9 protein-coding genes are annotated in these 18,703 nt (G+C 42.7%); all 9 read right to left on the bottom strand.

Annotation, left to right across the window (positions count from 1 at the left end; translation table 11 throughout):
* Positions 1–42: 42 nt before the first annotated feature.
* A complete protein-coding gene (locus DHL47_RS00720) occupies positions 43–1,818 on the bottom strand; it encodes an ABC transporter ATP-binding protein (RefSeq protein WP_209550543.1) in 1,776 nt (591 codons plus the stop codon).
* Between the two features lie 8 nt (positions 1,819–1,826).
* Complete coding sequence (locus tag DHL47_RS00715) at positions 1,827–3,566, bottom strand: ABC transporter ATP-binding protein (RefSeq protein ID WP_209550542.1); 1,740 nt, start codon at positions 3,564–3,566, stop codon at positions 1,827–1,829.
* A gap of 544 nt (positions 3,567–4,110) precedes the next feature.
* A complete protein-coding gene (locus tag DHL47_RS00710) occupies positions 4,111–4,656 on the bottom strand; it encodes a GNAT family N-acetyltransferase (RefSeq protein WP_209550599.1) in 546 nt (181 codons plus the stop codon).
* 117 nt (positions 4,657–4,773) lie between these two features.
* Complete coding sequence (locus DHL47_RS00705) at positions 4,774–5,229, bottom strand: type II toxin-antitoxin system HicB family antitoxin (RefSeq protein WP_209550541.1); 456 nt, start codon at positions 5,227–5,229, stop codon at positions 4,774–4,776.
* A gap of 75 nt (positions 5,230–5,304) precedes the next feature.
* The gene (locus tag DHL47_RS00700) at positions 5,305–5,682 is read right to left on the bottom strand and encodes a hypothetical protein (protein ID WP_209550540.1); all 378 of its coding nucleotides are present in this window, start codon (positions 5,680–5,682) and stop codon (positions 5,305–5,307) included.
* Entirely contained in the window at positions 5,675–6,316 is a 642-nt protein-coding gene (locus DHL47_RS00695) for an HNH endonuclease (RefSeq protein WP_209550539.1), read from the bottom strand. The genes DHL47_RS00700 and DHL47_RS00695 overlap by 8 nt, the downstream gene beginning before the upstream one ends.
* A 3-nt stretch (positions 6,317–6,319) precedes the next feature.
* Positions 6,320–9,784, bottom strand: coding sequence for an ATP-binding protein (locus DHL47_RS00690; RefSeq protein ID WP_209550538.1), 3,465 nt, complete (start codon positions 9,782–9,784; stop codon positions 6,320–6,322).
* 27 nt (positions 9,785–9,811) lie between these two features.
* Positions 9,812–12,301, bottom strand: a complete 2,490-nt coding sequence (locus DHL47_RS00685) for a dynamin family protein (RefSeq protein WP_209550537.1) — start codon at positions 12,299–12,301, stop codon at positions 9,812–9,814.
* Between the two features lie 400 nt (positions 12,302–12,701).
* The gene (locus DHL47_RS00680) at positions 12,702–18,206 is read right to left on the bottom strand and encodes a ZmpA/ZmpB/ZmpC family metallo-endopeptidase (RefSeq protein ID WP_209550536.1); all 5,505 of its coding nucleotides are present in this window, start codon (positions 18,204–18,206) and stop codon (positions 12,702–12,704) included.
* Positions 18,207–18,703 lie beyond the last annotated feature (497 nt).

Genomic DNA, 18,703 nt, shown 5'->3' with positions numbered 1-18,703 from the left:
GAGAGGCTGAAGGACTTTCGTCCCAGCCTCTTTTTTGTCTATCTAGGCTTCCTTCTTGTCCGAAAACTGGCTCATATAGAGGTCATGGTAGAAGCCCTTGTCAGCCAGCAGGGATTCGTGATTGCCCTGCTCGATGATCCGGCCGTCCTTGAGCACCAGGATCTTATCCGCTTCCTGAATGGTGGACAGGCGGTGGGCAATGACAAAGCTAGTCCGCCCCTGCATCAGAGTCTTCATCGCTTTCTGAATCAAGAGTTCCAGCCGCGTATCAACAGATGAAGTCGCTTCATCTAGGATTAGAATTTTAGGATTGGCCAAGAGAGCCCGTGCAATCGTCAGCAGCTGCTTCTGACCCAGTGAGATATTGCTGGATTCCTGGTTCATTTCCATATTGTAGCCGCCAGGCAGGGTGCGGATAAAGTGATCGACATTGGCTGCTTTGGCAGCTTCGACAATTTCTTCATCACTGGCCGCCAGATTGCCAAAACGCAGATTTTCCTTAATGGTCCCCTCATAGAGCCAGGCATCCTGCAGGACCATGCCGAACTGCTGACGGTATTCCTGACGGGAAAGCCGGCGAATGTCATGACCATCTACACTGATAGAGCCCGCAGTGACATCATAGAAGCGCATGAGCAGATTGATGAGGGTGGTCTTGCCGGCACCAGTCGGACCGACGATGGCAACCATCTCACCAGGCTGCACCTCCAGATTGAAATCCCGGATCAGCGGCTTGTCTGTTGTATAGTGGAAATCCACATCCTTAAAGCTGACCTGGCCGGTCAGGTCCTGATGCAGCCGCTCGGTCACATCATTCGCTTCATCCGGCTCATCCAGCACTTGGAAAACCCGGTCTAGGGAAGACTTGGCACTTTGCAGCTGGCCTGCCAGCTGGGTCAGATTTTGAATGGGCTGATTGACCTGCCAGACATACTGGACAAAGGCCTGCATATTTCCAATGGTCAGCTGGCCGGAGATGACCTGCAGACCGCCGACAAGGGCCACAATCAGATAGGTCAGATCCGAAACAGCGTGCAGGACCGGCATCATGAGACCGGAAATGAAGCTGGCCTTGAAGCCGACTTCCTGCAGATTTTGGGTGATGCGGCGGAAATCTGCAGCAGAACTTTCCTCACGCCCATAAAGCTTGAGCACATTAAAGCCGGTCAGATTTTCCTGAACAAAGCCATTCATAGCACCCAGAGCATCCGCCTGCTGCTTAAAATAGGGCTGGGATTTTTTCAGGATGCAGTTGGCGCCCCAGTAGGTCAGAGGAATGCTGACGATGACAATCAGTGCCAGCTGAAAATTGAGATACAGCACCATGCCCATGACGAGGACAATGGTCAAAACAGCATTGACAATCTGCAAAAAAGACTGCTGCAGGGCATTGGATACCGTCTCCACATCGCTGGTAAAACGGCCCAGCATATCTCCGAACTGATGCCGGTCAAAGTAAGAAACCGGAATCTGGTTAATCTTGCAGCTGAGTTCATTGCGCAGATCCCGAACCATCTTCTGCACAGCATTGGTCATGAAATAATTGGAATAATAGGCTCCAATCTCATAAAACAAGGCTCGGACAAAATAGAGCAGCATAATCCAGGCTACATAGCTGGTGTTCAGCTGCGCGCCAGCGACACCATTGGCCATATCCAGCAGATTCTTGGTCAGCTCGGTAATAGCCAAGCCCAGGACAAAGGGCTCCAGCACATTCATCACAACGCTGACGATCTTGAGAAAGACAGCCAGAAAAAGCGACGCCTGATAGACTTTTAAATAGCCCCATAAACGGACAAAACTGTGTTGTTTTTTCATAAGACCTCCTATCCTTCTTCTGTCAGCGATTGATTGTTGAGCTGCGAATGGGCGATTTCCCGATAAATGTCATTGGTCACCATTAACTCCTCGTGCCGGCCGCGGCCCACGATTTCCCCCTTGTCCAGAACGATGATCTGATCTGCATCCATAATAGTTCCTACCCTCTGAGCCACAATCAGCACGGTGGCATGGCCCGTCACTTCCTTGAGCCGGCGGCGCAGGGTCGCATCCGTCTTGTAGTCCAGAGCTGAGAAAGAATCGTCAAAGATATAAATATCCGGCTCCTTGACCACCGCCCGGGCAATGGAAAGCCGCTGCTTCTGACCGCCTGACAGATTGCTGCCACCCTCAGCCAGATAGGCCTCAAAACGCTCCTCCTTGCTTTCGATAAAGTCTCTGGCCTGAGCCACATCGGCCGCCTGACTCAGCTCCTCATGACTGGCGTCTTCCTTGCCGTAGCGGAGATTTTGAGCGATGGTTCCAGTAAACAGCAGTGCTTTCTGAGGAATGAAACCAATCTTTTGGCGCAGAGCCTTTAAGTTGTAAGCCCGCACGTCTACACCATCCACTAAAATTCTGCCCAGCGTCACATCATAGAAACGCGGAATCAGCTGAACCAGCGAAGATTTGCCCGAACCGGTAGAACCGATAAAGGCGATGGTTTCGCCCGGCTTAGCTTGAAAGGAAATGTTATGCAGGACTGGGCTTTCAGTTTCTCCCGGATAGGCGAAGGTCACGTTGTCAAACTCCAGATAGCCCCGGCTGTCCGTTTCGGTTATGCCGTCTTCATTAGAATTGATGGAGATTGGCATGTCCATGACTTCCTGCAGCCGCTCACTGGAAACCGCCGTCCGCGGATACATGGTAAAGAGATTGGACAGAAAGAGAAAAGACAGAAGAGCATGGAAGCTGTACTCGATAAAGGCCACCAAATCCCCGATTTTCAGCTGGCCGCTGCCCAGCGGTTCCAGTGCATACCAGACGATAGCCACAATCATAGCAATAATAATCTGCACAAAAAGCGGCTCAGTTAGGCCCGTCAGCTTAAAGAGCTTGTTGGAATTAGCAGCATAGACTTCATTTTGCGAGGCGAAGCGTTCTTCCTGAAACTCCTCCCGCGCGAAAGCCCGGATAACCCGCAGTCCTGTCAGATTTTCTCTGGCATACTGGTTGATCTTGTCCAGCGTCTTCTGCTGCTTTTCAGACAGCGGCCGTGTCTTAACCGCTACATAGCAGACGACAATAGCCAAAAAAGGAACCGATGCTGCGACAATCCAAGCCAGCGACGGACTGGTCAGGAAAATCATGAGAATGGAAGACAGCATCATAAGAGGGGTCACCACTCCCATCTTCAGGCTCTGCTCAGCAAACTGCATGAGAACAAAGGCATCACTGGTAATCCGTGTCACCAGAGAGGACACACCAATCTGCTCATACTCATGATGAGAATACTCCTGCAGCTTATCATAGAGATCATTGCGCATATCCCTCACCATGCTGGTCGTGAGCTTGCCTGCCGCATATGAAAGAACGATACGGCCAAGAACGCCGGCCACAATGACCAGCAGCATGATGAAGGTCCAGTAATAAAGCCTTCCGGTATCGCCTTGATTAATCCCTTCATCAATCATCCGGGCCAGTACCGTGGGCAGACCCAGATTGACCACAACAAAGAAAATTGCTCCTAAAAAGTCCAGTATCAGCCACTTGGGATACTTTTTCAAATAAGACCAAATGTATAGCATCGTCTCTCCTTTACTTTTTCACACTTTTTGAAAATCACACTATCGTTATTTATAGTCTTTTAGTTTGCTTTTAGTAGTGAGAGTGAGACAGACTCCCATGATGGCTGCGTCCTCACCCACAGAGGGATGTACCTTTTGGAAGGTACCGTATAAAAAATCGGTAAGACGGAGTCTTCGATTTTTTCAGCAAGTCTTCCTTTCTAGTTGCTGACCTGAAACAGCCTAACCCCAGGCTTTTTCACTCCAACCTCCGCTCAGCAGGGGTTGATAGAACCAAAGCGCCGAATGAACTGTGCAGGAGAGATTCTAGTCGACTAAAGTCAGAATCTCTCTCAACCACTGCGTCTTGCAAACTAACGGCAAAAATATAGAAAGTTGGGTACTGTTGTCCCAGCTTCATTAGACAGAAAAGAGCGCGCAACCGCACGCCTTTATAAAATATTATAACAGATATGTTACAAAAAAGCAAAGTAAACCTACTGTATGTATGTGCCTAATCTTAACCTTAAAATGGTGAAATGATTCATGGCTGCAGACAGGGATTCTAACCATCGCGCCGTTTGATCTCAAAATCAAAAGCGCCCTCTTTCTGTATCAGACGAAAAATATCCCGATAAGCTGCCTCATCAAAGGCAGGTCCGCGATAGAGAATCTCAAAGCTCAGACCCTCATATTCCAAGAAAGCATCCGCCGAACGAAAACCATTCTGCCGGTAAAAGTCCATGCGCGCCAAGCGCTGATCCAGATTGTCGCAGGGCTCATCCACCCTTTCCACTTCCAGCACCATGGTCTTTTGGTAAAAATCAATCAACTTATCAATAATCTGACCGCCGTAGCCATGACTGCGCAAATGAGAGGCCACTGCAAAGAAGCTGATATAAAACATGCTGGCATTATGCACGGCAAAAGCAAAACCGACAAATTCGCCCCCATCATAAAAGGCGAAAAAATTAGAAGTATCACCGTTGCCGTAGCGGAGCAGCTCCGCCAAAGGCACCCGTTCTTCCTCAGGAAAAGCCTCCTCATTCAGCTGCTCCACCTTATCCAAATCCGGAAAATCTGCTGTAATAATCTGACTGGTTAAAGACATCATTCCTCGCTTTCTGCGGACCATGCCCCGGCCCGCTGCTAAAGTTACCCTATTATATCACATTGAGAGGGGTTCGGGGACATTCCAAACGAAAGAAACAGCCTAGCACCATGGGAGCTAGGCATGTAATTTCTTATCCGCAATGGCGTCGGTCAGGGTCTGGGAAAAATTCAGTCCCATTTCCCGGCCCAGCTTATCCGCCCAGCGGGGAATGGTCAGGGTCTTCTTGACAGGCTCCTGCTGGCCCAGATATGCTGCCACATCCACATTGACAAATGAAATAAAAGACTTGTCCGGATCAAAATCCAACGTGATTTCAGCATCATCCTTAAAAGGATTGTTCTCAGTCAAAGACAGGCTCTTGAGATTGGACGGCACAGGAAGCTCCTGATTCTTTTCAATCAAATCCGCCACCATCAAGCCCAGGTAATCCGAAGCCATAAAGATGGCATCAGAAATATCCCTGCCTTGGGTCCCCACCCCGCCAATATCCGGAAACCAGACAAAGTAAGGCGCCACATCTTCACCCTCAGAATCATCATAATAAAACAAAGCTGGATAGGTTATGAGCATATTCAGTCTCCTGTGATAACTTTGATAAATCACTATAAGTTGTTTCAAACCTGCTAAACTCTTTAATAGGCCCAATCATAAGTAATTGGACTGTATTTCAATGAAATATGTTGGAATCAACTGAACAGCAATCCCTTCATCTTCATCTTCACTATCATCAAATAAAACTGCCAATTTACCATCTCTGCTGATTAAAATCTGTGTGACAGAAAATCTTTCTTTAGCCTCTACACCGTATTTTGCAAGCAATAAATTTTCAAGCTTCACAAGATATTCGTTTTTCTTCTTCTTAAACTCTACAAAAGTTTTTTCTTGCGAGTCAGTTACTCCGTCTGATTCTCTGAACGCCTCTGCCGTAACAAGCACGTTTTGGCTTCTTGAGAATATACTAATTTCCAACTTTGTATCAAAACCTAAATTGAAAGCCATTTCTCCAAAAATACTATTATTCATTGTTTTCCCCTCCTTCTTTACCCAAAGCTTTTATTCTAGCAATTCCTCCGCTATGCGGTATACCACCATGAATTATACTAGGAACTAAATCCATAGTTTTCATATCGCTTCTTTCATGCCAAGTCAGTTTATTTTCCTTTCTGAACTGTCTAATCTCTTCTGGGGAACAATTCCGCTGCTTAGCTAACTGTATGTCTGCTTGTGCAAAGTTTTTGGCTCTGTTTTCACTAAATGAATCAATTTCTACAGTTCCTTTACTCACTTTAGAAAAATCAGGTTCACAATTTCTAAAAACTATCCCATCAAAGTTGTACTCTTGTTTTATATCTCCCCAATTTTTTTGTTCAGGATTTGTTTGAAGATTTGGATTAATAGATTCATCATCTGGTATCCATTTTGAATTACCTGGTTCACCTTCCCATTCACCATTTGCTGAAGGTATATTTTTTACTACTTTTTCACTATCAGTGTTTGAATCAATGTCCTTGATTCTATTCTCTGAAGCTTTTGATAATAGATTCTTTGTGAAGTCTCTTGCTTCTTCTAAGGTAATCCCCGTTTCTGGTGTAATTTTCTTGAAATTATCAGTTTCTTTTTCCTTTACATTCAATGAGTCAGTAAAATTAGTATTCATAGTTCAGAATACACCTCCTTCAACCTTGTAACTTTCCACAAATTTTTTAAAAATATTTTCATACTCTTTATCACGTCGTGACTGTTCGTTAATTATAAGTAACAAAATTAAATTAATTTGTTCAGAATTATAGCCTTTAATGGAAGGTTCAAGGTTATTTACAACCGATTCCGACCACTTGAAAACATCATCCAAATCTTTTGAATTCTCAATTGCTTGTTTAGCCGCAAGTAATTCATACAATAATTCTCCTAAAATAGTATCATTATTATCTAAGGAAGAATTATAATGCAAAAATAAATATTTCAATCTGGATTTCAAATTAGAGTGTAAAAGCTGTTTTTTTATGACAGCAAAGCATTCAGTACTTTCAATCCTCAAAATCCATTTATTTAATATCCAGTCAACTAGCACTCTAGTTATTTCGTTAGTATTCAATGACTCATTTTGAAAATATTTTGTTTGGTTTCTAGAAAATATTCCTAACGAATCAACTTTCTCCACCTTACACAGAACTGGCTGAATCCACTCGTTCTGGTAGACCGCTGCTACACCCTTTGGCAATTTGGCCAGTTCCAAAATTTGGTCATCATTTAGATTGGCCGCTCGTCCGACCAGTTCCCGATCTGACAGGTCGGGTAGGCGCATGATGATTTTGGTGTTGGTGTTACGGATAACAGATAAATCCAGAAGTCCCGGAGCTTGGTCAGCAATGATAAATCCTTCGCCGTAGGTTCTCATTTCTGCGATGGAATTGGCCAGCATTTCAACGCTTTTTCCTAGAAGATTGCCGGATTCTGACGACTGCTCAGTTGAAGTCCTCTTTAATAAATTATGGGCCTCTTCCAAAACTGTTAAATGGCGAAGTTCTGTATTCATTTCTGCCTGAGTCATCCGATATTCCTGCAATTTCAAGACCAAAATCCCCATAATCAGCGATTTAGTCTCTGTTGATCCTACACGGCTCAGGTCGATAATAACATTTGAATCAAACAGCTCCTGATTAGACAATTCCTTCTGAGAAAAAATCAATCCGTTAATCCCATTTGTCAACGATTCTATCCGTGTCAGAAGGGCTCCTTTGTAAGCTCCCTTGTTTTCATTATCGTATTCACTGGAATCAATAATTTCTTTTATATTATCAGCTACATCCTGAAAGTTTGGATAGAGATTGCCGTAAGGATTTGTTGATGCAATTAAGTCCCAGCCGCAATCTTCATAAGATTTTTCGACAGCTTTCTTAAGAACGGCTGGCATAGCGGCGTACATAGGCCAGCAGACATTGAAAATCTCAATCAGCCGGTCAAGATGTTCCAACAAATGGATTTCTTTTGAAAAACTAAAGGGATTTAACTGCAACAGCGGTGTTAGGCTAGGATTGGTCCCATAGACGGAAACATCCTCATCGTTACCAAAGACATGCTTATACTCTCCTTTAGCTGGCTCCACCACAAGGAATTTCACCTCATTCTCACGAGCCTCATTTAGCAGCTGATAAATGGTATTGCTTTTACCAGAGCCGGTACTACCAGTGATAAAGGCATGTGAAGTCAGGGAATTTTGTGACAGATCCACTGAGATATTTTCCTCATGATTCATATGGAAAATATGACCTAAGTGCAGCTTTTCATCCTGTGTCTCATTCAAATCATAGGAAACAATATTTCTGCCAAACTCAGTACACTCCAGAATTGGAAGTCCAGGAATGGACTTTTGCGGAAAATTCAAGGAATAAGCCAACTCTTGTCCAGATAAAGGAACAGTCGGAGTAACCAAAGCAGGATAAACACAGTAGCTTGAATCATTAAGCAAAATATTTGGATTCAGCCCAAACAGAGGATGGCGCAAATCGCGCAAATAACTGACAATTTCTCGGGCATTGCTGCTGCTTTCTCCCATATCGCCCCGCCAAAGATTAACAGATGACCTGCTCATATAGGATTCTTCCCCCTGAGTCAAAGCCAGATAGGTGTGGGCAACATTATTGGCAATATTCTGATCTTCGCTAACTACATAGGCAGCAAATTCCCACATGCCCAGAGCCGTTCCTTTTTCGAACCGCTTCATCTGCTCATCCAGTACAGATAGAGCATGGTGAATCGTATGGTTCATAAAATTCTGGGTGATTCCCTCATTTTTGCCAACCGTTGCTGTGACATTTGAGGCGCGGGCAAAGTTAGCACCGATATTGGAACCAAAATTCACTGCCCGAGAGGCGCCCACAGTTTTTCCCAGTGTCTCAGAAATAGCCTTGCTGGCAGTTTTAGTCAGGGCTTTCCCAACCGTTTTTGCAGTGCTCTTACCAATCGTATCAGAAACCGAAGTACCTCTGTTCCAACTATGACTATATTCCGCATGAGCACCTACACTAGCACCAACATTTACGCTTGCAACATTAGGAGCTCCAAGAGTAACCCCAGCGTTTTCACTGTAATTCGCTCCGCCTCCGACAGTATCAGACGAACCTTTACTCTCTCCGCTAGTATGACTGCTATTGGTTCCATCGGTCTGCCCTGTCGAATCCGTCGTCGAATCTCCGCTGGACTCTGTTGTTCCCGAAGACTGGTTGACCGCCTGATTATGGCCATGCTGGATGCCTGCGCTGGCTCCGACATTGACCCCAAAAGTAGCCATAGAAGTCGTCGAATCTGAAGACGTAAAAGTATAATTCGTCTGCCATCTTTCAAATGGAGCTAAGGCTGAATAAAGCTCAGACAGCCGCAATTTACGGTTTTCAATATCCTGAATTGGACTAGCTAAAAGGATTAAAGTGTAATCTTGACTCGGATTTTCCGGCACGATTCCGTCAATCAGTTTTTCAATCGTTTGACTGATGAATTTTTCAGATTTTGCAGCCGGAAGATTGGATACAGTGGCGACAGAGTAAGGTTTGTGATTGTTTAAAGCCGGGATACGACCTCTTCCGATTTCGTCTCTCACTGTGGACCCTGGGAAGTTTCCTTTGATAGCTTCCAGCAATCTTTTTCTATAATTCTCAATATTCACATTGTCAGTTGCGTTTTGAGTGTTTATGACAGCTAAGTAAACTTGGGTGTCATTTTCAGTCCGATGAAATACCAAGCCAATATTGCAGTGTTCATTAGAAAGAACTTCGTAAACATTCACTAACTTTTCAAGACTGTTTTCCTTCTTGTCTGTCACCCATTTAGTAATATTGAAATAACGGATATTATAAGATGGATTAAATACATCATCAAATTCAGCAGCATTTTCCAGAGGAATATACAGCTCCTTTATCTGCTCTAAATAAGAATTGAAAATCTCAACGCCGCAAGAAGCCAGCAACCTGCTTGTTAATTCTTCATCGCTGATATCTGGCTGATCTGCAAGATATTTCTCCTTTTGCTCCTCAACCGCTTTTAACTGTTCTGGGCTTAAAGCTGACAGCTTAGCTATTTTGTCAGCTGCCTTTGCTCCAGCTCTGTTTATCAATTTTTTGATTCCCATAACTACTCCCTCAAATAAAACAAAACTTTATTTCCAAGTTGTCATCCGTTTGATTTCATTTACATAAGCTTCAATTTGTGCCTGCTGCTCCTCAAGACTGTATATCTCTTTCATAACTTTTTGAATCTTTTGATCTTTTTCTTTCAGCTCAGGGCTGAATTCAACAATGTTATTTTTAACAAGACTTACCAAATCCTGAACCCAATTTTTAAACTTCGATTGGTGTTCAGACTTAATTGTTTCGCTAAACTCAACTAACTTAGCCTTAAATTCCCTATTATAGGTACTAGTCAGTCCGGCAATATTGATTTTGTTTGACTTTAAACGATAGTCGCCGATTCGGAAGATGTAACTCAATTCATCCCGGTTAAATTTCCCTAAATCAAGCTGAGCGAAATCAATGATTTCATAGGAAATGATGATATCCGAAATCTCCTTTCTCTTCTCTGGCTGAAGATTCAAATCACCAGTAATGATTTCCTCCAAGGTTTGCCGAATTTCGGATGTAGCATTAATAAAAAATTGTTTTGAGATCTGATTGAAACTTTCTTTAGCAGCAATCAATTCACTGCTAAAGCGCTCTTTCATCCCATTCAGCAATTCGGCTGAGGCATCCTGCTCCAATTTTCTCCGTCTAGCTTCGCCTGCTTTATAGTCATTTAGTGAGCTCTCTACATGCCCCAGAATTTTTGTTAGAACATCTGTATTTTCATCCTCGCGTCCAAAGCCGTCGGCAAGACGAGGCTCATCTTCGGCAATTTCAGCAGATAGCCGGTCATAGAAAGCCTTGTACAAAGATTCTGCCTCTTCCTTTTTTAGATGCTGAGTCAGATGTTGTAAAAAATTAGACATTTCATTTGGATAGCGAACAATAAGGTCTTCTTCTTCCTTATCAATACAAGAGTCGATTATTTCCAGAATAGATATTTTTTGAGATTCAAGCTTATCTTGTAAATCTTTCCTATGATTGCTTAAGTCTTTGTTTTTCTCCTCAATCTCCTGATTGGTTTTGATGATTAATTTATCCAGAGTATCCCTAGCTTGCTGGCATTTATCATAATGCGAATACTTATTTACAAAAATTTTAATAGTGTCTTCAATAGTTGATAACCCACTGTTAGCATAGATTAGATTGGAGTGGCATTCTGCACTTTTAATCATTGAAGGAATCATTTGCTTGGGAATGATATTAAACTCAAATAACCTTTTATAGTAAGGATTGTTTGAGTTTGAGTATTTTTCCCTGTAAGTATCAAACTGCTCAGAATAAAACTCTCCTTTTAACTGCCCATCCAGCTTAGACCCCAGCCCAAGAATGGAAGAAACATAGAAGATTCCCTGTGCATATAGCTCTCGCGGAATAGACTGATTCATGATTTTTCGTTTGAATGATTCTTTTTGAAATCGTCTCAAGCTCAAATCGGCCGCTTCTGCCTTGTTTACTGCAATCATTGTAAAACGGCTGTCCAGTCCGGCAACTTCCTTTAATTTTTCTTTCAAATTGTCATTGTCGGTGCTGTCCATAGAGCTGCTGTCCGTTACGAAAATCGGAAGGCCGTTAGACATTCCTTTCATAGCCTTATCCAAAACATCAGAGTGCTGCAGATTCGTTGAAGAGTTGGAGCCTGGTGTGTCAAATATTGCAATTTTATAATTGACGGTATCAAGAGTACTGGCGCTAAAGGGCACTTCAATCTCAATCAAATCTCCTAATTCACCTTCATCTGAGAAATCGTTAATTTCTTCCAGTACTAAACGAACCTTTTCAATAATTGTTTCAGTTTTTTCTGAATCTAAAATTTCCTCAATATTCTCCCTTAATTCCTCATCCTCTGATAAATTATATACCACTAATTTATCGTCTCTGAATTGAATTTTGACCTCTTCATTATGAAGAGTAAAATTGATATTTGCTCTATCTTTGTGAGGGATAGAAGAAATTTTATATACTTTCGCTGTGACTGGTGTTTCAGCACTCGGAAGCAATTCACATCCAATCAAGGAATTGATGAAAGTTGATTTACCAGCACTATATGTTCCCAGCACGCAGACAGGGACTGTATCGTTTGAAGCGTCAGAAAATCGCTTTAGTTGCTGCTGAATCTCACCATTGTCGTCTTCAATGTTTTTGGTAATTAAAGGATCTAGTTTCTTGAAAATCCGATTAATCTCAGGCAGAATATCCCTAGCATTTTCTAAGTAATTGCCAGACTTCTCAACTTCAATATTAGAAAAATTTCCACCTGCTGCCAGACTCTCCAATTCCTGAAACTCATCATCGCTGCCTGAAAAATAGAGAATCAGCTTTTCATCTGGATTGGAGTATTCTGTACTTATCTGTTGGACAATGTCATGAACTTTAAAAGGAAAAAAGCCTGATTTGTATTCATTGCTGATCAACTTACTATTGGAATTGCTGTCTTCATCAATAGGTATCCAGGAATCAGACTGATTGCTCCAACGCTCAAAAGAAACAACCTTTTCATAAGGATTGCTGATAATTTTTATTTTATTCATAATATCTCCTCAAAATATATTAACCTGACTAGATTATATCACAACATGGTAACTTTTTGGTAGCGTTTTTATAGATTGCTGCAATTTTTTTGTTTCCTTATATTCAAAAAAGCCAAGTTTCATGACTTGACTAATCAATTCAAAATTAATCAACATGAACAAGACTTTTTCTAATCGCCTGACAGAAAAGGGAGGGATGTTCATAACTTCATCACATCTCCCTCTAACACTTTTTGGACAACAGACCTGATACTTTTCATTTAGTAAGGAAGCGGTAAAATTGATTGCTTAGGGGTCAACCGTCTAAGGCGAACTGACCCAAGCTGAAGTTTCCAAACAAGTCTATTTGATAAAGAATTGACAAAACAACGCTGCCATTCGCTCAGCCAACTGAAAGCAGTCATTTTTGATTTTCAAAAATGGAGGTTCTGAAATCATCGGTTTGATGGAGATAGGCCTTAAAGACTGCTTTTTTGAGTTTGTGCACAGCACTGTCATATTCTGGATTATAGCCGCTCCAATCATATCGATTGTCTGCTGCATCCTTGCGGACTGCTTCATCCATCAATGCCTGCAGCTCTTCTGCCCTACTTATCGTTTTAGTAGCAAAACTAGTCCATGGTTTTGTCGGATCATCAAAGGTTACTTTATTCAGTGCGGCAAACTTATTTTTGCGCTCTTCATACATAGCCTTCTTGAAGTCAGCCCAATGTTTAAATTGACCATTGAATACCTTTTCCAACACCAGATCATCTGTTACGAGTCCTCTCGTTTTTCCGTAAATTCTGATCGTTTTGCCGCTTTGTTTTGCATCTTTTTCATACTGGTTAGAGATATAGGGAACCATTCCCTCTTTAAAGCCTTTAGCGGCCAACAGCTCATAGGCTATCCGGCGTCCCATCAGATCACCGGGAGTCCCTTTTTCGCTGCTTAGGGCAGAATAAATCGGAGAGAACAGTTTAACAGTATGATAGCCATTTCTTTCTACATCGCCATTTTTGTATTCACGCGCCGAAAGAACATTATGGTCAATGAGACTCTCAAATGAGTTTAATTTCTTGGCATCTTCCATTGTAAGATTTTTTACTACATTGGTTGCGTAGACATCATTTCCATCAGCAGCCCTGACATATTTATTCTCGATTTTTCTCAGGGCGCTGACCTTCTGTCCATCTGATAAGTGGTTAATGACAGACATCCCCTCCAGATATTCCAGCATGTAAATGACGTCAAACATATTATGGACATAATTTTTCAGGTCATCTGCATTTTTGAATCTTTCAGTTGGGTCAAGGACCTGCAAACGCGTTTTCTCAGTCACATCATTCTGATCGTATTTCAGAATGGAGTTGATTGCGATGATTGCATCATCTGGATAATCTGGAGCTTGCAGTAAGCCTTTTGCGAAGAACTCTGGACCAAGCCCGCTTCTTCTTCCATACCCGCCTAAATAAATCTCATTATCAGAATCATGCGTCATTTCATGAGTATAGGTAATGGCGCCATCTTTGTCCAGCATGCGGTAGCTCATATAATAGACACTGTCTCCAGTAGCATAAGCACCATGCTGATTGTGCACAACCTTGTTTCCAACCGGTCCAAAAAAGTGCTTCATGGCCGGCTTCGGACTGTCCAAACGAGCCTCAACTGCAGCATTGCCAACCGTAGTATCATCTCCCAGCCGATAGGCGTCATAGAGCAGAATATTTCGATACAGTTTTTCACGCCCCTGCTCGTCTAATATTCTATACCAGTAATCATAATGATCTCGCTGGCGTTTGGCAGTTTCCTGAGCCTTTTCTTCAACAAACCGATTGAGCTCCTCTCCTGCCCGATAGTCCCTGTTTCTGTATCGGTCATAGGCACCAAAACCAAGACTGGAAATAGTAGAAAGCACAAATACAGACCTTTCTGGCAGGGTCAGCAGAGGCAGGACCATATTTTGGTATTTCCAAGTCTCACTGGTAATCCTATCATAAACCCCGATAGAATACTTGCTGCCGGCTTGCTCTTGTTTTGCTTTCACCTCTGGTATAGTCGACTTTTCTTCAACGATATAAGCCTTGGTCTGTTCCTTAAACCATTCGTTGTTTGTTTTGTTTGGCAAAAATACCTTTCGATAAGCTTCAAGTGTGCTGAACAAATCTTTGGCAGCGTGACTGGCTGCAAGGCTGCTGCGATACGTTTCTACATTGTTTTTCGCCAGAAGGCTGTCAAACCCTGATTTGCCTAACTCGATAATCGTATCCAGCGGCGAGACATTGCCCTTGCCAAAGAAATCCATATGGTAGATGAGGAAGTCTTTGACAGAAATGTCGCCGTAGTTAAAGCTATACCAACGCTCCAAATAGGTCAAGCCCAGAAGCAGGGCTTCCTTGTTGCGTTTGATTTTATCTATGACATAACCAGCAATCGCTTGATGATCATCTGCAAGGACTGCGTCAGCTGATAATAGTTTTTTCAGTGTACTTTCCAGATTTTCCTTTGTCTTGCTAAACTGCTCATCTAAGTATAATTCTGTCAATTTAACTTCCGAAGAAATACCCAGTGTGTTTCTAACAGCTTCTGACTGATAATCGACCGCCATCAATTCAGGCAAAACAGCATCAATAATCGTAGAATAGCTAGACAAGAGCTGATTTGGAGTATAAAGGAGACCTGTATCGCCCACACTATATTCTGCCAGCTTGGCAAAGTCAGACTGATAGCTAATATCCAGCTTTTCAGATGTATGGTCCTTATAGTGCAGCAACAGCTTATTTGCCGCTTCTTTCTGTGAAGCAATATCTGTAATCACTTCATGATTCTTCATCATAACCGCAGATAACAGTTCTTTTTCATACAAAGCGCTGTTTTCTTTTACCAGATTGCCGTATTTGACAATGGTGGCCTTATTATAAAACGGCAGCAATTTTTCCATGTTCTGATATACCAGATTCCGGCTGGCTTGGTAATTTGCGACTTTCGAAAAATCACTTATTTTGTTACTGCTGCTTACTAAAGGTTCAACAGCTGGTAGGAAGAGAGCATTGATTTCAGACTTCTTGCTTGCGATTTGAGAAGCATCAATGATGGTTCCTCTTTCTTCGAGGGATTCCTTGGTTACAAGCTCATCATTTTCTAGAGCAACATTGTAGACTCTGCTGTCTTTGCTGCTGAATGCGCCGGTCACTCTCATTCCTTTGTAGTGATAGCCGCTGATGGCATTCCCATTCATCACATTCACATCGCTCAGCACATTGGTCAATCTTCCGGAATGATTTTCATCATTGGATTCTCTATCCCACAAGGAACCTGCAACACCGCCAACTCTTCCAAAAGGCTTGCCATTATCAATATCCCCTTCAGCATAGCTGTTGCTGATCAGTGCATCTTTTTCTACCAAACCTGCGATACCGCCGACAGTTTGATTTGAACTCTTCGCATTTGACGAAATGGCAATAATCGCTTTTGATTGATCGATTGCTGCATTGATTCCGGTCAATTGGCCGACTAATCCACCGATCGCGTAAGCAGCATTTGTATCATAGGAGTTGGCCATTCTTCCCTTGAAACTGCTATTGGCAATCTTAGAATGTTCAGCCTTCCAAACCAGGCCGCCAATGCCGCGTTCACCAGTCAGGACACCATCTACATGGACATGGTTAATCCTTGTCTCATGATTGGCTTCATTTGCAATCGCTCCTATATCATTTTTTCCTGAAATATTCACATCTTTAAGAGCTAGATTTTCTACTGCAGCACCGCTCAAAATGTTAAACAGAGGTTTTTTCAAGTTATAAATAGCAAAATTTTTCCCATCTTTGCTGCCAAATAACTTGCCGGTAAATGTACCGGTGATATAGCTGGCAGCACTGTTTTCTAATTCAAATTCATCAGCATTCAAACTAGCCCCTAAATAATAGGTCCCGCTGAGGTCATTATTGATGGCTTCCACTAGATTGCTAAATGAAGTAAAGTCTGTTATTTCTTTTTTTGCCTTTTTTGCTAGATAAAAAGTAAAGTTGTCCTCGTACTTGCCATCTACGTCCTGTTGTAATTTTTCAGCACTTGCTGTAATTTTATAAACTGGCCGGCCATCTTTTGTACTATCAACGATTGAAGCAATTGGCAAGAATACATCTTTAAATTTAGAAGATTTGACTTTAACAAAATAATGATTTTGATTGCTTGGAATGGCCTCAAGAGAAACGTGCTGTTTATATTTTCCATCGGTTAGACTATACAGCTCTAGGTCGGATACATCTCTTAATTCTATCGTTTTCTCCGGCTCTTGTTCCTGCTGTTTGGCTTCTTCTGGTTGTTCAGCAGGCGTTTCAGCTGCTGCTGGCTGTTCTATATTTCCAGTATACTCCGGTAACGGAGCAGCTTGCTCGGGTTCAACTATCGCACCAGCTTGTGTGCCCGTATACTCCGGTAACGGAGCGACCTGCTCTGGCTCGACGACTGCACCGGATTGAACGCCTGTGTACTCAGGTAACGGCGTAACTTGTTCAGGTTCGACGACTGCGCCAGCCTGTGTTCCTGCATATTCAGACAGTGGCGCGACTTGCTCAGGTTCGACGACTGCACCGGATTGAACGCCTGTGTACTCAGGTAACGGAGCAACTTGCTCCGGTTCGACTATTGCGCCAGCTTGTGTTCCTGTATATTCAGACAGTGGCGCGACTTGTTCAGGTTCGACGACTGCGCCTGCTTGTGTTCCTGTATATTCAGACAGTGGCGCGACTTGCTCAGGCTCGACGACTGCGCCTGCTTGTGTTCCTGTATATTCAGACAGTGGCGCGACTTGTTCAGGTTCCACTATTGCACCAGCCTGAACGCCAGTGTACTCAGGTAGCGGAGCAGCTTGTTCAGGGGCAACCAAATTAGAAGATGCTGGTTTTTCACTGCCTGATTCTGCCTTTTTCGTTCCCTTTTCCACTATTTGAGGAATCGCCTCCTCTATTTCAGTAGAAACAATCTCTCTTAAGATTTCTTCATTATCTACAGTGAAAATTCTAACAAGTTCGATTTTCCGACCGGTTTTACCTTCCTGTTTCACTCTCACGATTCCTTCAGTCAAATCCGGATTTTCTTGCGTTTCTTCAGGATAGGGCAGTGTTGTTTCAATGCTTTCTTCTTTGTATACTAGTTCCGGTTTCTTTACACGGCCAGATAAGACCTCATCTTGAGGTTCCAGTGTATTGACACCGGCTGTTTGATGGTTCAGTACAGCATCATCAAACGCAACAGAAGCATCTGCTTTCTTTTTTTGGTTCAAGCTTTCTTGATTCACATTGGCATTCAGTTGATGATCGGCCCTATCGCCTAATAATTTCTTAATCGACTCTTCTTTGATATAGCCAACATAGGTATAGCCCGGGATTTCTCGCGGCAGAGGCAGACTTTCCCCAGCCGCTACTTGATATGCTGCATTATAGTGCAGCAAAATTCCGTTTTCTAATGCATGGGCGGATAATATCCAGCCTCCTCCGATGCCGGCTCCCACCAAAATGGTGAGCAGTAACTTGTTTTTAACCTTTCTTTTTGAAACAACAAAAACAAGCAAGCCAACCGTCGCCAACACACCGCCCGTAAGCAGCAGATTTGCATTGCTATTGATGCCAGTATTCGGCAAAGCTCCTGCTGGAGCAGCTGCATTCAATCTGTAAACAAGATAGTAGGTGTTTTCATTGTTTTCCGCAATTTTTGGAACTTCGTTGACAATGAAGTTTTTTTCTGCTGGAGTTAGTTCAGCATCTGTCACATATTTATAGTGAAGATCGAATCTTTCTTGCGCCTGAACAACCTCACTCCCAACTACAGAAACAAAAAACAAACTGGAAATAGCAGCCGAAACAAGTCCGACAGCCAACTTTCTAAACGAGAAACGATTTTGTTTCTCCCCCATCAACTTTTTCATAAACAATCCCTTTCAAATTATTCAAAAACTGAATAACAAATCCTTTATAGTCTTTTAATTTACTTTTAGTAGTGAAACTGTCCGGAGGACAGTTTCGGCCTGTCATTTTGAAATGAGAAAATGATAGGCTGCGAGCCGCTCAAAACCTCCAGTGGAGGTTTTGAGGTGGCAGATAAAGCTTCCGCTAGGAAGTGTCAAAAAGCTCCAGTGGAGATTTTGAAGCGGTGGATAAAGCTTCCGTGAGGAAGTGCCAGCAGCTCAAAGTAATAAAAAATAAACTAAATGACGATTAGCAGAGAATCAATAAAGACCAGTCGCTGTATCCATTCATCTGCATCCCTAATAAAACATCCTAAGTAACAGTCTCATATCCTCTTTATCTTATCCATAATATCTCCTAAATCGTTTATAATCTATCTTCATTATATCATAACATCATATTTTTTCTAGTATTTTCCAAATAAAAAATAGATTTTGATAAAAGTAAAAAACCAAGC

The sequence above is a fragment of the Streptococcus panodentis genome (assembly GCF_017884005.1).
GTDB classification, from domain to species: Bacteria; Bacillota; Bacilli; order Lactobacillales; family Streptococcaceae; genus Streptococcus; species Streptococcus panodentis.
This window is presented reverse-complemented; position numbering and strand designations above follow the sequence as displayed.

Excerpts from the sequence above, each read along its gene's own strand:
- DHL47_RS00715 (WP_209550542.1), bottom strand. The coding sequence starts at position 3,566 with ATGCTATACATTTGGTCTTATTTGAAAAAGTATCCCAAGTGGCTGATA.
- DHL47_RS00695 (WP_209550539.1), bottom strand. The coding sequence starts at position 6,316 with ATGAATACTAATTTTACTGACTCATTGAATGTAAAGGAAAAAGAAACT.
- DHL47_RS00680 (WP_209550536.1), bottom strand. The coding sequence starts at position 18,206 with ATGAAAAAGTTGATGGGGGAGAAACAAAATCGTTTCTCGTTTAGAAAG.
- DHL47_RS00710 (WP_209550599.1), bottom strand. The coding sequence starts at position 4,656 with ATGTCTTTAACCAGTCAGATTATTACAGCAGATTTTCCGGATTTGGAT.
- DHL47_RS00690 (WP_209550538.1), bottom strand. The coding sequence starts at position 9,784 with ATGGGAATCAAAAAATTGATAAACAGAGCTGGAGCAAAGGCAGCTGAC.
- DHL47_RS00685 (WP_209550537.1), bottom strand. The coding sequence starts at position 12,301 with ATGAATAAAATAAAAATTATCAGCAATCCTTATGAAAAGGTTGTTTCT.
- DHL47_RS00720 (WP_209550543.1), bottom strand. The coding sequence starts at position 1,818 with ATGAAAAAACAACACAGTTTTGTCCGTTTATGGGGCTATTTAAAAGTC.
- DHL47_RS00705 (WP_209550541.1), bottom strand. The coding sequence starts at position 5,229 with ATGCTCATAACCTATCCAGCTTTGTTTTATTATGATGATTCTGAGGGT.
- DHL47_RS00700 (WP_209550540.1), bottom strand. The coding sequence starts at position 5,682 with ATGAATAATAGTATTTTTGGAGAAATGGCTTTCAATTTAGGTTTTGAT.